Raw genomic sequence first — 16,066 nt, 5'->3', positions numbered from 1 at the left:
CGCTATACATTGCCGCCATGCGTCCCACGCGACTCGACCCCCTGTTTGCCCCGATCGGCACGCTGAAAGGCGTCGGCCCGAAGCTCGAAGCGCTGTTCGCCAGGCTTCTCGACACCGACGGCCCGCCGCGCGTCGCCGATCTCCTGTTCCACCTGCCCTCCGGCCTGATCGACCGGCGGGCCCGGCCGACGCTCGCCGAGGCCCAGGCCGGCCAGATCGTCACGGTCGAGGTGAGCATCGACCGCCACCGCCCCGCCCCGCCAGGCAAATCGCGCGCGCCCTATCGGGTCCAGTGCTCCGACCATACCGGCGACCTGACGCTGGTCTGGTTCCATGCCCACCGCGCCCGGATCGAGGAGCTTTGCCCGGTCGGCGAGACGCGCATCGTCTCCGGCACGATCGAACTGTTCGACGGCATGCGCCAGATGGTCCACCCCGACCGGGTGGTGACGGCGGAACAGTTCGCCACCATGCCGCTGATCGAGCCGGTCTATCCGATGACCGAGGGTCTCGGCTCGGCGCTGATCCGGCGCGCCGGCGACGCGGCGCTGGCCAGGCTGCCGAAACTGCCGGAATGGCAGGACCGGCACCTCATCGACCGGCGGGCCTGGCCCGACTTCGGCACGGCGCTGCGGAGCGTCCACGCCCCGCGCGACCTGGACGATTTCGCGCCCGAGGGACCGGCCTGGTCCAGGCTTGCCTATGACGAATTGCTGGCCAACCAGCTGGCGCTCGGCCTGGTGCGCGCCAATCTGCGCCGTCCGGCCGGGCGGCGCAATGTCGGCGACGGCACGGTCCGGGCGCGCATCGAGGCGGGCCTGCCGTTCGAACTGACCGGCTCGCAGCGCCGCGCGGCCGCCGAGATCGCCTCGGACATGTCGGCCGAGACCCGCATGCTGCGCCTGCTGCAGGGCGATGTCGGGTCGGGCAAGACGGTGGTCGCGCTGATGGCCTGCGCGGCGGCGGCCGAGGTCGGCCGCCAGTCCGCCCTGATGGCACCAACCGAAATCCTCGCCCGCCAGCACGCCAAGACGCTGACCGCGCTGACCGGCCAATCCGGCCTGGAGATCGCGATCCTGACCGGCCGGGAAAAGGGCCAGGAGCGTGCGCGCATCCTGGCGCGGCTCGAATCGGGCGAGATCGCCATCGTCGTCGGCACCCATGCCCTGTTCCAGGACAGCGTGCGTTTCCGCGATCTCGGCCTCGCCGTGATCGACGAGCAGCACCGGTTCGGCGTGCATCAGCGGCTGGCGCTGGCCGCCAAGGGCGAGGCTGTCGATCTGCTTGTCATGACCGCGACGCCGATCCCGCGCACGCTGGTGCTGACCTATTTCGGCGACATGGATTCGTCCCAGCTGACCGAAAAGCCGGCCGGCCGGAAACCGGTCGACACCCGCATCATCGCGCTCGACCGGCTCGCCGAGGTGGTCGACGGCATCGGCCGGGCGCTCGACGCCGGACGGCAGGTCTATTGGGTCTGTCCGCTGGTCGCCGAGAGCGAGGAGACCGACATGGCCGCGGCCGAGGAGCGTTTCGCCACGCTTGGCCAGCGGTTCGGCGACAAGGTCGACCTGATCCACGGCCAGATGAAGGGCGCCGACAAGGATGCCGCGATGCTGCGCTTCCAGCGTGGCGACAGCCGGCTTTTGGTCGCCACCACGGTGATCGAGGTTGGCGTCGACGTGCCCCAGGCCTCGGTCATGGTGATCGATCATGCCGAGCGCTTCGGGCTCGCCCAGCTGCATCAATTGCGCGGACGGATCGGCCGCGGCGAGACCGCCTCGACCTGCATCCTGCTCTACAAGGGCCCGCTCGGCGAGGTCGCCCGCAAGCGGCTTGACATCATGCGCGAGACCGAGGACGGCTTCCGGATCGCCGAGGAAGACCTGAAACTGCGCGGCGAAGGCGATGTGCTGGGCACCAAGCAGTCGGGCATGCCGGGTTTTCGCCTCGCCCGGCTGGAACACCATGGCGGGCTCCTGGAAACCGCCCGCAACGACGCCAAGCTGGTCATCGAGACCGATCCGAAACTGACGACCGAGCGCGGCGAGGCGCTGCGCGACCTGCTCTATCTGTTCGGCCGCGACGAGGCGATCCGCCTCGTCAAGGCGGGTTAGGCCGCCATGGGCCAACCGTGGCGATATCTGATGATGGCGGCCGGCTGGGTCTGCGTCGCCATTGGCGTCGTCGGCGTCATCCTGCCGGGTATTCCCGGCACGCTCTTCCTGATCATCGCCGCCTGGCTGTTCGCCCGCTCCTCGCCGCGCTTCGAGCAGTGGCTGGTGACGCACCCCAAACTCGGTCCCGAAGTGGTCAAATGGCGGGCAAGCGGCGCCATCGCGCCGCGCGTCAAGGCGATCGCACTCGCCTCCATGGCCTTGTCCTGGGGCATCGTCTGGCTGACCGCACCGCCGATCGCCGTCGTCGTCTCGGGCCTGTGCCTGGCGGCATCCGCCCTCTATGTCGGCACGAGGCCGAGTTCATGACCCGTATCGTCTGCGCCGGCATCACCACGCTCGATTTCATCTACCAGCTCGACGCCATCCCGACCGCGGCGGTGAAATACCGCTCGCTGCACATGACCACATCGGGCGGCGGGCTGGCCGGCAATGCCGCCACCGCCTGTGCCCGGCTTGGCGCCGAGGTCACCCTGATCGCGCGGCTCGGCGACGACCCGCCGGCGCGAACCATGCGCGACGAGCTGGCCGCCGAGGGCATCGACTGTTCGTTGATCCGCGAATGTCGGGGATATCGCTCGCCGGTCTCGGCCGTGATGGTCGATCCGGCTGGCGAACGCATGGTGGTGAGCTATTCCGACCCGGATATTCCCGATGACACCGACTGGATTCCGGATGATCTCGGCCGGCGCGCGGACGCGATCTATGCCGAGACCCGCTGGATCGAGGCGGCCTTTGCCGTGCTGCCGCAGGCGCGCGCCGCCGGCCTTCCCTCGGTGCTCGATGCCGACCGGCGCCCGACCCGGCCCGAGGTCGTCGCGCTGGCAAGCCATGTCGGCTTTTCCGAAACGGCGCTGCGTGAGCTCACCGGCATCGACGACCTGCCGACGGCGCTCGCCCATGCCGCGCGCGATGCCGCCAATGTGCTGCTGGTCACCGACGGTCCGCGCGGCGCCTGGTTCATGGAGGGTGCCCGTGTCGTCCATGCCCCGGCCTTTGCGGTCAAGGCGGCGGATACGCTGGGCGCCGGCGACACCTGGCACGGCGCGCTGGCGGTCGCGCTCGCCGAACATCAGCCGCTCGCCAGCGCGGTTCGCTTCGCCAATGGCGCGGCGGCGCTGAAATGCCAACAATTCGGCGGCCGCCGCGGCATGCCTCGGCGAGCCGAGCTCGACGCATTCCTCGGTGGCGCATAGGCCGGATGCATCGCGGAAACGGTTCGGCTATGGTGCGCGCCGTGAAAGTTCATTTTCGGATTATCGTCCTGGCCATCCTGCTTGCCGCCGCCTCGCTCGGCGCGGTCGACGGAGGATTGTGCGCCAAGACCGGGTCGTTCATCAGCAAGCTGACCGAAGCCCAATCGCTGTTCCGTGCGACCACCACCAGCCTCAGGGCGGGCCGGACGGAAGAAGCCGATGCCAGCCTGAGGCGGCTGACGGCGCTGTGGACCGAGGCGACGATTGCCTATCGTGCCGACCCGCCGGCCCTGTTCGCCCGGGTCAACATGTTCCCGGAGGTTCTCGAGGGCGCCGGCGCGCGGCTGAAGCGGGCGAGCGATGCCTTGTCCGAGAACCGCGCGGAGGCGGCGCTCGAGGAACTGCTGCCGCTCCGGCGCGAATGGATCATGCTGCGCAAGTCGGCCGGGCTCTACGGCCTGGTCGAATGCCTGGATGAATCCAGCGATGCGCTGGACGCCTTCATGGTGATGAAGCGGACGCCACCCGACATGACCCGGGCGGAAGCCCGCGGCGACGTGCTGGCGAAGGCGGCAGTCTATCGCTGGGCGCTGAGGCGCTGCGACGCCTATGCCGCGACCGAAGTCATCACCGATGCGGAATATCGCCGCCTGGCCGACCCGATCGTCGCCGGCCTCGACGTGGTGGCGACCGCGGTCCGGCTGCGCGATGCCGCCCTGCTCGAGCGCATCCTGGTCGATCTCAAGACCTTCGACACGCAACTCTCCCAACGCTTCGGCGGATAGCTCGCCGGCTGGACACGGCCATCCGCACCGTGTCTCCTCTTGCCCTGACGCCAGCCGAAACGGCGGACCCAAAAAACGGCAAGACGGGAGAAGACGGACATGGCGAAGCGGCTTCAGGGCAAGATCGCGGTGGTGACGGCGGCAGGCCACGGCATTGGCCGCGCCATCGCGGAACTGTTCGTGGAGGAAGGCGCCACCGTCTATGCCACCGACCTCGACAAGGCCAAGCTCGAGGGCATCAAGCGGGCGAAGAAGCTGAAGCTGGACGCGCGCTCGACCAAGGCGGTCGAGGCGCTGGCCGCCAAGACCGGTCCGATCGACATCCTGGTCAATGCCGCCGGTTTCGTGCATCACGGCACCGTGCTCGACACCAGCGAGGACGACTGGGACTTTTCCTTCGACCTGAACGTCAAATCCATGCATCGGACGATCAAGGCCTTCCTGCCGGGCATGCTGGAAAAAGGCGCCGGCTCGATCGTCAATATTGCGTCCGGCGCCTCGTCGGTGCGGGGCGTGCCGAATCGTTACGCCTATGGCGCCAGCAAGGCCGCGGTGATCGGCCTGACCAAGTCGGTGGCGATCGATTTCATCCGCAAGGGCATCCGCGCCAATGCCATTTGCCCGGGCACCATCCAGTCGCCCTCGCTCGACGACCGCATCAAGGCCTTGTCGGCCTCTTCAGGCCAGTCGCTGGAGGCGACCCGCAAGGCGTTCATCGACCGCCAGCCGATCGGTCGGCTCGGCACGGCGGAAGAGATCGCCCTGCTGGCGCTCTATCTCGCTTCCGACGAAGCCAGCTACACGACCGGCCAGATCCACCTCGCCGACGGCGGCTTCGCGCTCTGAGTGGAGACCAGGCCTGCCGAAGGGAGGAAATTGGATGGTGAGCGGGGAGGGGATCGAACCCTCGACCACATGATTAAAAGTCACGTGCTCTACCGCTGAGCTACCCGCCCATCCGGCGGCGGGTTTGGCGGATCGCGCCCAGGAAGTCAACGCATGTCCGCCGAGATGCGCCATGTTTGATGTTGTTGGGGATGAAATTGGCCAACCAGAACAAGGTGGCAGGCGCCCTGCCCGTCCGGTTGATGACGAAAAGCACTAATGAAACAACCCTCTCCCGGAGGGAGAGGGTGGCGCCGCCAGGCGCCGGGTGAGGGGCGTAAGGAGTTAGAACTGCTGCCGATGCGCGTCGAGCATGCCGTCCGTTCGGAGATGGACGCCCCCTCACCCGGCAGCTGACGCTGCCACCCTCTCCCTCTGGGAGAGGGTTGATTCATTAGTGCTTTCGCTCTTTTGCGTGGATTCTGACGCCAGGCCAGGTTCGGAGACCGTTATGACACGCCGTGACGACGACACGCGATTCGGACCATCCACGCTCGATCGCCGTGCATTTCTCGGAGCCACTGCGCTTGCGGCGGCGGCGATCGCCCTGCCCTCGCCCGCCGCGGCGCAGGCGATCGCCTCGGCCCGCATCGGCGCGGCTTCGCTGCAGATCCTGTCGGACGGCGGCATCACGCTGCCGGTCTCGATGCTGGCGCGCGGCGTGCCGCCGGCCGACGTCCAGAAGGTCCTGGCCGCGGCGGGCCTTCCGGTCGACGCGACCCGCAATGGCCTCAACGTGCCCTTGCTGAGCCTTGGCGACGACCTCGTGCTGTTCGATTGCGGCGCCGGCCGCAATTTCCTTCCGACCACCGGCCTTTTGCCGAAGTCGATCGAGGCGGCCGGCATTGACCCGGCCAAGGTCACGCGGGTCTTGTTCACCCACGCCCATCCGGATCATCTCTGGGGCGCGCTCGACGAGTTCGACACGCCGGCTTTTCCGAATGCGACCTATCATATGGCCGCGGCCGAATGGGATTTCTGGGTCGATCCGCAGGTCTTCGCCAAGCTGCCGGAGGAGCGGCACGCCTTCGCCGCCGGCGCGCAGCGGGTCCTGAAGGCGCTCGAGCCGCAGCTGAAGCGGTTTCGCCCCGGCGAAGAGATCATCTCCGGCCTGGCTGCGATCGACACGCGAGGCCATACGCCGGGACATGTTTCCTTCGAGGTGCGCACCGGCTCCGACAGCCTCATGATCCTGGGCGATGCCCTCACCCACCCGGTGCTGTCGTTCCAGCATCCGGACTGGGCCACCGCCTTCGACCAGGAGCCGGAACGGGCCGCGGCGACGCGCAAGAGCCTGCTCGACCGGCTGGCCGGCGACAAGCTGCTGGTCTCGACCTATCACCTGCCGGCGGGCGGCCTCGGCCGGGTCGAGCGCCAGGGCAGCGCCTATCGTTTCGTTCCGGCGGCCTGAGGCGCGGACGTCGCGAAACGTTATTCGGCCGGTGGCCGGCGGCCTTCGCGCGCGGCGCCGAGGCTTGCCCAGACCGCGCGAACCCAGTCGACCACCGACCCCTCGACCAGGATGGCAATGCCGAGGCGCGCGCCGAGAATCATGCCGAGAACGGTGAGCGGCCAGGTCACCGCCATCAGTGATCCCGCGGTCAGCCCCTGCCCGATCGTGCAGCCGCCGGCGAGCACGCCGCCGAAACCCATCAGCACCGCGCCGGTCAGGTGCCGGCGCATCTCGTGCTGGTCGTCGAAGGCTTCCCAGCGAAACTCGCGCGCGGCGAGCGCCGACAGCCCGGCGCCGACCGCGACACCGGCGACGCTCATGACGCCGAAATCGGCGATCGTGCCCTCGCCGGTCATCAGGCCATAAAAGCCGCGCGCCACCGGCGACACGAAGGTCAGGCTCTGGACCCGCACCAGCCGGTCGAAGACATCGACGGCGACGCCGGTGGCGACCCAGCCGGCCACCACGCCGAGGCCGAGCACGATACCGGCGGTGACGAGCCGCGGCGCCCGCCACAGCCGGCGATCCCGGGCGACCAGCCAGATCAGGCCGAGAGCGACGGCAAAGGTCAGGCCGAAGCGGAGATCGACACCAGCAAAGCGGCCGAGCACATCGGGGGCGGAGCTCGCGACACCGCCCGGCATGGCCACCGAGACCGCCTCGACCCAGTCGATCCGCGGCCGCGCCAGCACGCCGCGCAGCGTCGCATAAGCCACCGCACCGAAGACCATGAGGGTGAACAGGCTGCGCAGGTCGCCGGAACCGAGCCGGATCAGCGAGCCGAAGGCGCAGGTGCCGACCAGCGCCATGCCGATGCCGAACAGGATGGCGCCGATCAAGGCGCCGAGCCAGGCGATCTGGCCCGGCACATAGGTGGTTTCGGTGGGTTCGAACAGGCCGAAGAGGACCAGCGTCTGGGTGCCGATCAGCGCCACGGCCAAAGCCAGGCCGAACACCTTCATCCGGCGCCAGTCGCGCCCGAGCAAGGCATCTTCGACGGCGCCGAACGAGCAAAGCCTGGCCCGCTGGACGGCCCAGCCTGCCGCCACGCCGACCAGAAAGCCCATCACGCCGACGGCGACGGCCGGCAGCCCGGTCATGCTTCCTCCCAGGGGCGCTTGCCCCGACGGGACCTTGCGGCCCGCTTGTTATTTGGCCGGCTTGGTGCCGCGCTCGCAGAAGATGTCGTAGATCACGCTGATGACGCGCCGGACGTTCTCATTGGCGATGCTGTAATAGACCGTCTTGCCGTCGCGCCGCGTGGTGACCATGTCGTCGAAGCGCAGCCGCGCCAATTGTTGCGACACGGTTGGCTGGCGCAGCGACAGGATGTTCTCCAGTTCGCCGACCGAGCGTTCCTTTTCCGCCAGCAGGCAGAGCAGCAGCAGCCGGCTTTCATGCGACAGCGCCTTCAGGAAGTCGCTCGCCTCGCGGGCATTGCGCATCAATTGCTCGAGCTCGACGGAATATTCCGCGCCGGAACGCAACTCGTCCTCGATCGCCTTCGATACAATCACGGTCATCAGCTGGGCTTTCCCTGGGATGCAGCGGCGGCCGGCGCTCGTCCCCTGTTGGTCTGCAAATCCCGAATCATCCTGGTGAACAAGCCCCAGAACATGCCTTCATCCATATAGCCGGTGATCCGGCCGATTTCGCGACCCTGGTCGACCAGCACGAAGGTCGGCGTGAACCGCACCGGCAAGGTCAGCGCGATGTCACGCGGCTGGCCATGGTCGAGATTGACCCGGCGCAGCGGCACAAGCTTGCCCTCGTCGGTTCGCCCATAATTGGGCGCCACCTCGCGGTCCCAGCGCAGGCACCAGGGGCAGCCCGAGCGTTCGAACATGACGAGTTCGGCCGCGCTCGCAGGCGCCGAGCCAAGCGCTGCGAGCCCGACAGCTGCGCTGAACCAAAAGGCACGGATGAATTGCCGCCAACCGCGTTTCATCGCTAAGATATAGACGCATTCGAATATATTTGCCAATGGAGGCCGGCGTGGCGCTCGACATCTCGTTTGCGGGCGCATTCCTCGCCGGTCTCCTGTCGTTTTTCTCGCCCTGCGTGCTGCCACTGGTGCCGGCCTATCTGTGTTTTCTGGCCGGCCTGTCGTTCGGCGAGCTGGAGGCGAGTTCGAGCGGCGCTGTCGCCAACCGCCGGCTGCTGATCGGCCGTGCCGGCGCCTTCGTGCTCGGCTTCGCCACCATCTTCATCCTGCTCGGCGCCACCGCCTCGGTCTTCGGCCAGGCGCTGACGCGCTGGTTCGACGGCCTCGCCGTGGTGGCCGGCCTCGGCCTCGTCGTCATCGGCGTGCATATGACCGGCCTCGTCCGGATCGGCGTCCTGATGCGCGAGGCGCGCACCGAGATCGAACGCCGGCCGGCCGGTTTGGCCGGCGCCTATGGCATTGGCCTGGCTTTCGGTTTCGGCTGGACGCCCTGCGTCGGCCCGGTGCTCGCCGCGATCCTGATGCTCTCGGCGGCAGCGGAGACGGTTGGCCAGGGCACCTTGCTGCTCGGCTTCTATGCCGCCGGCATGGGCGTGCCCTTCCTGCTGGCGGCGGCCTTTGCCGGGCCATTCCTCAGCTGGATCGCCCGGTTCCGGCCCTATCTCGTCCGGGCTCAGGCGGCGACCGGCGGCATCCTCGTCGCCACCGGCCTGTTGATCGCCACCGGCCAGATGGCGCGGGTCGGCGGCCTGCTGATCGAACTCTTCCCGGTCTTCAACCAGGTCGGCTGATTTGCAGGTCGGCTGATTTGCAAGTCGGCTGACGGGCTCGGCCAGCGCCGGCCTTATTTGTTGACCGGCGATTCGCGATCGAACAGATAGGCCAGCACGTCGCGGATCTGATCCACGCTGAGAAACTTGGTCGCGCCGAAACGCGGCATGTTGGAACAGGCGACCGCGGCCTGCGAATTGTAGATCTTGATATAGGCCTCGCGGATCAGCTCCGGGTCGTAATTGCGGTCCCGGCCATAAGCCGCAAGGCTCGGTCCGAGCGTGCCGAAGCTCAATTCTTTCGGATCCATCTGGTGGCAGGCGTAACAATTGCCGCCGGTCACGGTATTGGCGGGGTCGGAGAACTGCCCGCCCCGGCCGCTGTTCGCGACCTGGAAGCCGCGGCGCCAGTCGCCGAGGAAGCGGCCGTCCTGCGGCAGCACCACGGTGGCCCGTTCACGTGACTGGATGGCGTCGGCCTCGGGTCCGGACACCTGGTTGCGCCGCTCGGTGCAGGTGCGCTGGGTGGCGTCGAGTTCGACACGCGCCTGCCATTCGGCCGGGGCACGGGTGAAGGTGCCGCGGATGATCTGGTCGACACGGGCCGGGTCGACCGGGGCCGCCGGAGCGGCGGCGGTCTGGGCGAGCGCCGGCGCGGCCGAGAGCAGCAGGACGCCGAGGGCGACGGAGGCGAGGCGGACCGAGATAGGACGGATGGATCGATTGATGGTCATGGCGGCCTCGCTCAGCGCTTGATGGAGGGGACGTTGATTTCGCCCCCTGCCGCCTGGATGTTCAGATAGACCAGCAGCGCGGTGATGCCGTCGGAGGCATAATCGGGCTCCGGCCAGCGCTGCTGGCGAAAGCAATCCCACATGCGGTGCTGCATGGTCCTGAGCGCGCTCTGCGAGACGCGATAGGTCGGCCAGGAGCCAATGGCCTCCTGCGGTGCCTGACCGGGCCTGGAGAAATCCGGCAAGCCCTGCAGGCGGATGCGCTTGCCCGGTTCGCCGTGGCAGGTGGCGCAGGAAAAATCCATGACGCCGGCGCGGCGGTAGAACATCGCCTCGCCGACCGCCGCCATCTCGCGTTCCCTGGCATGGCCAAGCTGCGGCTGGATGGTCATGCCATTGGACTTGTTGGCGATGAAGGCGACCAGGTCCTCCATGTCGGAGGCGCGCCCGGGACCCGAGAAGCGGCGCTTGACGATGTCGCTGACGTCGAGGCCCTGGATCTTGTCCATGCACCAGAGCAGGCGCTGTTCGAGATCCATCACCCGGTCGGCATCGGCGAAATAGCGCGGCAGCCTGGCATAGGCGCCTTCGAGCTTGCCCGGCCCCTCGCCGAGGTCGCAGGTCTCAAGCGAGACATTGCGCGTGCCGCGGGCTTCGGCCCAGAGCCCCTCGCCGCGATCGACCGCGAGATAGCCGGGATTGGCCATCGGGTCGTTGATCATGGCGCGATAGCGCTCGATCTCCCGCTCGCTGGCGTCCTGCGCCGGCTGGGCCAATCCCAGCGTGACGAAGCCGCCCAGCGCGGCTGACACCAGGCCAGCCATTATCCACCCTGTACGGGCCATGGTTTCTCCTCCGCCGTCCCTCCGGCCGCCCTCTTCCACGGGGCGATCCGTCTCGTGATCGTCAGCTTAGAATGACCTTTACATTCACAAAAAACAATATCACGATATGTTTAAGCGTGCGGTCTGGAGATCGCGCCGTCAAGCCCGGTTGAACGGGACGTCTGAGGAAACCAAGGAGCACGGCATGGCGAGACTGTTCGCCTCCCAAACGAGACGCGCGGTTCTGCGCACGGCGGCTCTCGCCTTCGCCGCGGCGGCGCTGGCGCCGCGCCTTGCGATCGCCGATCCCAAGGCCGTCGAGGACGAGCTGAAGAAGCTTTATGCCGGCAAGCCGATGGCCGAGGGCCGGGTCAAGCTGGACGTGCCGCAGATCGCCGAGAACGGACTGGTGGTGCCGGTCACCGTCGAGGTCGAAAGCCCGATGACGGAAACCGATTACGTCAAGGCCGTCCACGTCTTTGCCGACGGCAATCCGCAGCCCGGCGTGTTCACCTTCCGCTTCTCGCCGGAATGCGGCCGGGCGGCGGCCTCCACCCGCATGCGGCTCGCCCAGACCCAGAACATCGTCTGCGTCGCCGAGATGTCGGACGGCTCGCTGTTCACCACCAAGGCCGAAGTGAAGGTCACCATCGGCGGCTGCGGCGGCTGAGCGCCCGGGCAAGGATTTAAGGAAACGCCATGTCCACCAAACCCACCCCCGAGTCCGCGTGCCCGGCCAGGCCAAGGCCGGCGACATGATCGAGATCAAGACGCTGATCTCGCATGAGATGGAAAGCGGCCAGCGCCGCGACAGCGCCGGCAAGCCGATCCCGCGCAAGATCATCAACAGCTTCACCGCCTCGTTCAACGGCAAGACGGTGTTCCAGGCCGACTGGCACCCGGCGATCTCGGCCAATCCCTATCAATCCTTCTTCTACAAGGTGAAGGAGAGCGGCGAGTTCAAATTCGTCTGGAAGGACGATGACGGCTCGGAATATAGCTCGACCAACAAGATCGCGGTCGCCTGATCGCGCGGCCTCATGCGCGGGTGGCTTCGCATCTCGCATGAGAAACGGTCCGCAAGGCCATGGACCGGATGGTATTTTCATTCGTATGGGATGAACGATCCGTCGGGTTTCGGTATCGAAGAAGGGCATCAAGCCCTCGGGCGCCGCGCGGTTGGCGCGGCCTGATCTAGGGATGAACAGATGATTTCGCGCAGGCAATTCCTGCAAGCGACGGCGGCTGCCCAGGCGCTGACCCTCGGATCGGGGCTCGGGCCGCTCGGCCGCGTCGCGGCCCAGCAGCGGCTGACGGAAGCCGACATCACGCGGTTCGATCCCTTGGGAACCGTCACCCTTGTCCATGTCACCGATATCCATGCGCAGCTGGTGCCGCTCTATTTCCGTGAGCCCTCGGTCAATCTCGGCGTCGGTGACGCCAAGGGCGTGCCGCCGCACCTGACCGACCAGGAATTCCGGGCGCATTTCAAGGTGGCGGCCGGCTCGGCCGATGCCCATGCGCTGACCAGCGACGATTTTGCCTCGCTCGCCCGCAATTATGGCCGGATGGGCGGCATGGATCGGGTGGCCCGCCTGATCAAGACGATCCGGGCCGAGCGTGGCGCCGACAAGGTGTTGCTGCTCGACGGCGGCGACACCTGGCAAGGCTCCTGGACCGCGCTGAAGACCCGGGGCCAGGACATGGTCGGCGTCATGGAGGCGCTCGGCGTCGACGCCATGACCTCGCACTGGGAATTCACCTATGGCGAAACCCGGGTGAAGGAGATCGCCGAGACCTCGAAGATCGCCTTCCTGGCCCAGAACATCCGCGACGGCGAATGGCAGGAGCCGGTGTTCGAGCCGCGCAAGATGTTCGAGAAAGGCGGCGCGAAGATCGCTGTCATCGGCCAGGCCTTCCCGCGCACGCCGATCGCCAATCCGCGCTGGATGATCCCGAAATGGGAGTTCGGCCTGCGCGAGGACGACCTGCAGAAACAGGTCGAGGAGGCCCGCGCTGACAGCGCCGACCTGATCGTGCTGCTCTCGCATAATGGTTTCGATGTCGACCGCAAGCTCGCCTCGCGGGTCAAGGGCATCGACATCATCCTGACCGCCCATACCCATGACGCCATGCCGGGGGTGGTCAAGGTTGGCGAGACCATCCTGGTGGCGACCGGCTCGCACGGCAAATTCGTCTCGCGCCTGGATATCGAAGTGAAGGACCGGCGGATGACCGGCTTTCGCTACAAGCTGATGCCGGTCTTTTCCGACGCCATCACGCCGGACGCGGAGATGGCCGCGGCGATCGAGGCGATCCGCAAGCCTTATGCGGCCGAGCTCGCCCGCGAAGTCGGCCGCACCGACAGCCTGTTGTTCCGGCGCGGCAATTTCAACGGCACGTTCGACGACCTGATCGCCCAGTCGATGCTGGCCGAGCGCGATGCCGAGATCGCGCTGTCGCCGGGCTTCCGTTGGGGCGGCACGCTGCTGCCGGGCGATCCGATCACCTTCGAGGCGATCAGCAACGCCACCGCCATGACCTATCCGGCCTGCTACCGGATGGAGATGACCGGCCAGCAGTTGAAGGACATCCTGGAGGATGTCGCCGACAACATTTTCCACCCGGACCCCTATTTCCAGGGCGGCGGCGACATGGTGCGGGTCGGCGGCGCCGGTTACGCCATCGATGTCGGCAAGCCTGCGGGGCAGCGCATTTCCGACATGACCCTGCTGAAGACCGGCAAGCCGCTGGAACCGGCCAAGGCCTATGTCGTCGCCGGCTGGGCCAGCGTCAACGAGGCGACCCAGGGTCCGCCGGTCTGGGAGATCGTCGAAAAATACGTGTCGCGGGTGCGCAATGTGTGCCTGGAACCCAATCGCGCGGTCAAGGTGACCGGCGCCTGAGGCGCCAGGTCGACGTCAAGGAGACAGGGATGAGCGGGCCACGAACCGTTTCGACCTTCAATCGGCGCGGCTTTCTCGGCGCGGCAGGCGTCGGCGCCGCAAGTCTGGGCACCGCAGGTCTCGCCGCATCCGGCACCGCCTTTGCCGCCCCTGCCCCGGATCCCGTCATCACCGAGGTGCAGGACTGGAACCGGACGCTCGGCGACGGCGTTCAGGCGCGGCCTTATGGCAAGCCGTCGGCTTTCGAGAAGGACGTGGTCCGCCGCGACGTCGAATGGCTGACGGCGAGCCGCGAATCCTCGGTCAATTTCACCCCGCTGCATGCGCTCGACGGCATCATCACGCCCTCGGGCCTCTGTTTCGAGCGCCATCACGGCGGTGTCGCCGAGATCGACCCGGCCAAGCACCGGCTGATGATCAACGGCCTGGTCGACAAGCCCATGGTGTTCACGCTCGACGACCTCAAACGGTTTCCGGGCCGGGTGAACCGGGCCTATTTCCTCGAATGCGCGGCCAATTCCGGCATGGAATGGCGCGGCGCCCAGCTCAATGGCTGCCAGTTCACCCACGGCATGGTCCATAATGTCTGGTATTCCGGCATCCCTTTGAAAACACTGCTCGACGAGGCGGGCCTGCGCGGCAATGCCAAGTGGCTGCTCGCCGAAGGCGCCGATGCCTCGGGCATGACCCGATCGATCCCGCTCGACAAGGCGCTCAGGGATTGCCTCGTCGTCTGGGGCATGAATGGCGAGATGTTGCGGCCCGAACAGGGTTATCCGCTGCGCCTCGTCGTACCCGGCTGGGAAGGCAATATGTGGATCAAGTGGCTGCGCCGGATCGAGGTCGGCGACCAGCCCTGGCACCACCGGGAGGAGACGTCGAAATATACCGACCTGCTCGCCGACGGCCGCTCGCGCCGCTTTACCTTCATCATGGATGCCAAGTCGGTGGTGACCAATCCCTCGCCCCAGGCGCCGCTCCGGCAGAAGGGGCCGAATGTCCTGACCGGGCTTGCCTGGTCCGGCCGCGGCGCGATCCGCCGGGTCGACGTGAGCCTCGACGGCGGCCGCAACTGGCGGACCGCGCGGATCGACGGGCCGGTCATGTCGATGTCGCTGACGCGCTTCTACGTCGATTTCGACTGGGACGGCCGCGAGATGATGATCCAGTCGCGCGCCATGGACGAAACCGGCTACGTGCAGCCGACCAAGGACGAGTTGCGCAAGGTGCGCGGCACCAACTCGATCTACCACAATAACGGCATTCAGACCTGGCTCGTGCGCTCGAACGGGGAGACTGAAAATGTCGAAATCGGCTAAGATCGCCCTCGGTCTGGCGCTGCTCGCGGGTCTCGGCACGGCAAGCGTGGTGCTCGCCCAGCAGCGGCCGGCGGCGCCAGCCCCGGCCGCGACACGTGCCGCACCCCCGGCCAAGGTCGGGCTCGGCCGCGAGGCGCATCCCGCCGAAGTCGCCGCCTGGGACACCGACATCCGCCCCGACGGCCAGGGCCTGCCGCCCGGCCGGGGCACGGTCAAACAGGGCGAAGAGGTCTACCTGCAGCAATGCGCCGCCTGCCATGGCGAGTTCGGCGAGGGCGCCGGCCGCTGGCCGGTGCTGGCCGGTGGGCGCGGATCGCTGGCCTCCGACAATCCGGAGAAAACCATAGGCTCGTTCTGGCCGTATCTGTCGACCACCTTCGATTATATCCGGCGCGCCATGCCCTATGGAAACGCCCAGTCGCTGTCCAATGACGAGGTCTATGCGCTGACCGCCTATCTGCTGCATCTGAACGATGTGGTGAAGGACGATTTCGAGCTCAGCCGCGACAATTTCACCAGCATCAGGCTGCCCAATGCCGGCGGCTTCTACGACGACGATCGCGAGACCACCGAGCGCCGGTTCTGGCAGGCCAATCCGTGCATGACCAATTGCCGGCCCGAGCCGCGCGTCACCGGCCGGGCGCGGGTGATCGACGTGACCCCCGACAGCCGCACCGGGCCGAGGGTGGAATGAGTGCAGCGCCGCGTCCCGTCCTTCAAGGCTTGCTGGCGGCAGCGACCGGCATCATCGCCTCGACCGCGGCGCTGGCGCAGGTGCCGCGGCCGGGTGACCGGGCGCTCGGCGAATATCTGGCGGGTGAATGTGTCACCTGTCACCAGGTCTCGGGCCGCGCCGGCGCCGGCATTCCCCCGATCATCGGCTGGCCGGCCGATCAGTTCGTCGCGGTCATGCAGTCCTACCGGGCGAAGGACCGCGACAACCCGATCATGCAGACGGTTGCCGGCCGGTTCTCGGACGACGAGATGGCGGCGCTCGCCGCCTATTTCGGCAGCCTCACGCCGCCGCAGACCAAATAACCGCCCGGGCCTCCGGGCGGCTTGGCGCAGACGA

At 67.5% G+C, this 16,066-nt stretch carries 18 protein-coding genes and 1 tRNA gene; 13 read left to right on the top strand and 6 right to left on the bottom strand.

All coding sequences use genetic code 11. The features are described 5' to 3' along the window. The first annotated feature begins 17 nt into the window (after positions 1-17). From recG to E8M01_RS30485, 5 genes are all read left to right on the top strand, one after another. A complete protein-coding gene (gene recG / locus E8M01_RS30505) occupies positions 18-2,117 on the top strand; it encodes an ATP-dependent DNA helicase RecG (protein WP_136963599.1) in 2,100 nt (699 codons plus the stop codon). A gap of 6 nt (positions 2,118-2,123) precedes the next feature. After that, positions 2,124-2,486 (top strand): YbaN family protein, encoded by a 363-nt coding sequence (locus tag E8M01_RS30500; protein ID WP_211596677.1) that lies wholly within the window; start codon positions 2,124-2,126, stop codon positions 2,484-2,486. After that, a complete protein-coding gene (locus tag E8M01_RS30495) occupies positions 2,483-3,373 on the top strand; it encodes a PfkB family carbohydrate kinase (RefSeq protein WP_136963598.1) in 891 nt (296 codons plus the stop codon). The genes E8M01_RS30500 and E8M01_RS30495 overlap by 4 nt, the downstream gene beginning before the upstream one ends. Before the next feature lie 41 nt (positions 3,374-3,414). Next, a complete protein-coding gene (locus E8M01_RS30490; RefSeq protein WP_136963597.1) occupies positions 3,415-4,158 on the top strand; it encodes a hypothetical protein in 744 nt (247 codons plus the stop codon). Between the two features lie 99 nt (positions 4,159-4,257). After that, a complete protein-coding gene (locus E8M01_RS30485; RefSeq protein ID WP_136963596.1) occupies positions 4,258-5,004 on the top strand; it encodes an SDR family oxidoreductase in 747 nt (248 codons plus the stop codon). A gap of 35 nt (positions 5,005-5,039) precedes the next feature. Here E8M01_RS30485 and E8M01_RS30480 read toward each other — a convergent pair. Further along, a tRNA-Lys gene (locus E8M01_RS30480) sits at positions 5,040-5,114 on the bottom strand. 380 nt (positions 5,115-5,494) lie between these two features. On the opposite strand from E8M01_RS30480, the gene E8M01_RS30475 reads away from it, so the two are divergent. After that, positions 5,495-6,454, top strand: a complete 960-nt coding sequence (locus E8M01_RS30475; RefSeq protein ID WP_170182137.1) for an MBL fold metallo-hydrolase — start codon at positions 5,495-5,497, stop codon at positions 6,452-6,454. 20 nt (positions 6,455-6,474) lie between these two features. On the opposite strand, the gene E8M01_RS30470 is transcribed toward E8M01_RS30475, so the two are convergent. The 3 genes from E8M01_RS30470 to E8M01_RS30460 are packed head-to-tail and all read right to left on the bottom strand — an operon-like array spanning position 6,475 to position 8,342. After that, positions 6,475-7,596, bottom strand: coding sequence for a YeeE/YedE family protein (locus E8M01_RS30470; protein WP_136963594.1), 1,122 nt, complete (start codon positions 7,594-7,596; stop codon positions 6,475-6,477). A 48-nt stretch (positions 7,597-7,644) separates the two neighbouring features. Next, the gene (locus E8M01_RS30465; RefSeq protein ID WP_136963593.1) at positions 7,645-8,019 is read right to left on the bottom strand and encodes an ArsR/SmtB family transcription factor; all 375 of its coding nucleotides are present in this window, start codon (positions 8,017-8,019) and stop codon (positions 7,645-7,647) included. Then, positions 8,019-8,342, bottom strand: coding sequence for a thioredoxin fold domain-containing protein (locus E8M01_RS30460; RefSeq protein WP_342778644.1), 324 nt, complete (start codon positions 8,340-8,342; stop codon positions 8,019-8,021). Before E8M01_RS30460 ends, E8M01_RS30465 begins: the two co-directional genes overlap by 1 nt. Positions 8,343-8,491: 149 nt before the next feature. Here E8M01_RS30460 and E8M01_RS30455 point away from each other — a divergent pair, with 149 nt between their 5' ends. After that, positions 8,492-9,232 (top strand): cytochrome c biogenesis CcdA family protein, encoded by a 741-nt coding sequence (locus tag E8M01_RS30455; RefSeq protein ID WP_246088486.1) that lies wholly within the window; start codon positions 8,492-8,494, stop codon positions 9,230-9,232. A 53-nt stretch (positions 9,233-9,285) separates the two neighbouring features. On the opposite strand, the gene soxX is transcribed toward E8M01_RS30455, so the two are convergent. Both soxX and soxA read right to left on the bottom strand, forming a co-directional pair. Further along, the gene (gene soxX, locus E8M01_RS30450) at positions 9,286-9,945 is read right to left on the bottom strand and encodes a sulfur oxidation c-type cytochrome SoxX (protein WP_136963591.1); all 660 of its coding nucleotides are present in this window, start codon (positions 9,943-9,945) and stop codon (positions 9,286-9,288) included. 11 nt (positions 9,946-9,956) lie between these two features. Further along, positions 9,957-10,769, bottom strand: a complete 813-nt coding sequence (soxA, locus tag E8M01_RS30445) for a sulfur oxidation c-type cytochrome SoxA (RefSeq protein WP_136964907.1) — start codon at positions 10,767-10,769, stop codon at positions 9,957-9,959. A gap of 205 nt (positions 10,770-10,974) precedes the next feature. On the opposite strand from soxA, the gene soxY reads away from it, so the two are divergent. The 6 genes from soxY (at position 10,975) to E8M01_RS30415 (ending at position 16,032) form a co-directional block, all read left to right on the top strand. Then, the gene (soxY, locus tag E8M01_RS30440; protein ID WP_136963590.1) at positions 10,975-11,439 is read left to right on the top strand and encodes a thiosulfate oxidation carrier protein SoxY; all 465 of its coding nucleotides are present in this window, start codon (positions 10,975-10,977) and stop codon (positions 11,437-11,439) included. A gap of 85 nt (positions 11,440-11,524) precedes the next feature. Beyond that, positions 11,525-11,797, top strand: a complete 273-nt coding sequence (gene soxZ, locus E8M01_RS30435; protein WP_136964906.1) for a thiosulfate oxidation carrier complex protein SoxZ — start codon at positions 11,525-11,527, stop codon at positions 11,795-11,797. A 180-nt stretch (positions 11,798-11,977) separates the two neighbouring features. Next, positions 11,978-13,675, top strand: a complete 1,698-nt coding sequence (gene soxB, locus E8M01_RS30430; protein WP_136963589.1) for a thiosulfohydrolase SoxB — start codon at positions 11,978-11,980, stop codon at positions 13,673-13,675. A gap of 29 nt (positions 13,676-13,704) precedes the next feature. After that, positions 13,705-14,994: a sulfite dehydrogenase gene (soxC, locus tag E8M01_RS30425; RefSeq protein ID WP_136963588.1), complete on the top strand. Its 1,290-nt coding sequence runs from the start codon at positions 13,705-13,707 to the stop codon at positions 14,992-14,994. Next, entirely contained in the window at positions 14,978-15,688 is a 711-nt protein-coding gene (locus E8M01_RS30420; RefSeq protein ID WP_136963587.1) for a c-type cytochrome, read from the top strand. The genes soxC and E8M01_RS30420 overlap by 17 nt, the downstream gene beginning before the upstream one ends. Next, the gene (locus E8M01_RS30415; protein ID WP_136963586.1) at positions 15,685-16,032 is read left to right on the top strand and encodes a c-type cytochrome; all 348 of its coding nucleotides are present in this window, start codon (positions 15,685-15,687) and stop codon (positions 16,030-16,032) included. Before E8M01_RS30420 ends, E8M01_RS30415 begins: the two co-directional genes overlap by 4 nt. Positions 16,033-16,066 lie beyond the last annotated feature (34 nt).

Source organism: Phreatobacter stygius, assembly GCF_005144885.1.
Lineage (GTDB): Bacteria > Pseudomonadota > Alphaproteobacteria > Rhizobiales > Phreatobacteraceae > Phreatobacter > Phreatobacter stygius.
This window is presented reverse-complemented; position numbering and strand designations above follow the sequence as displayed.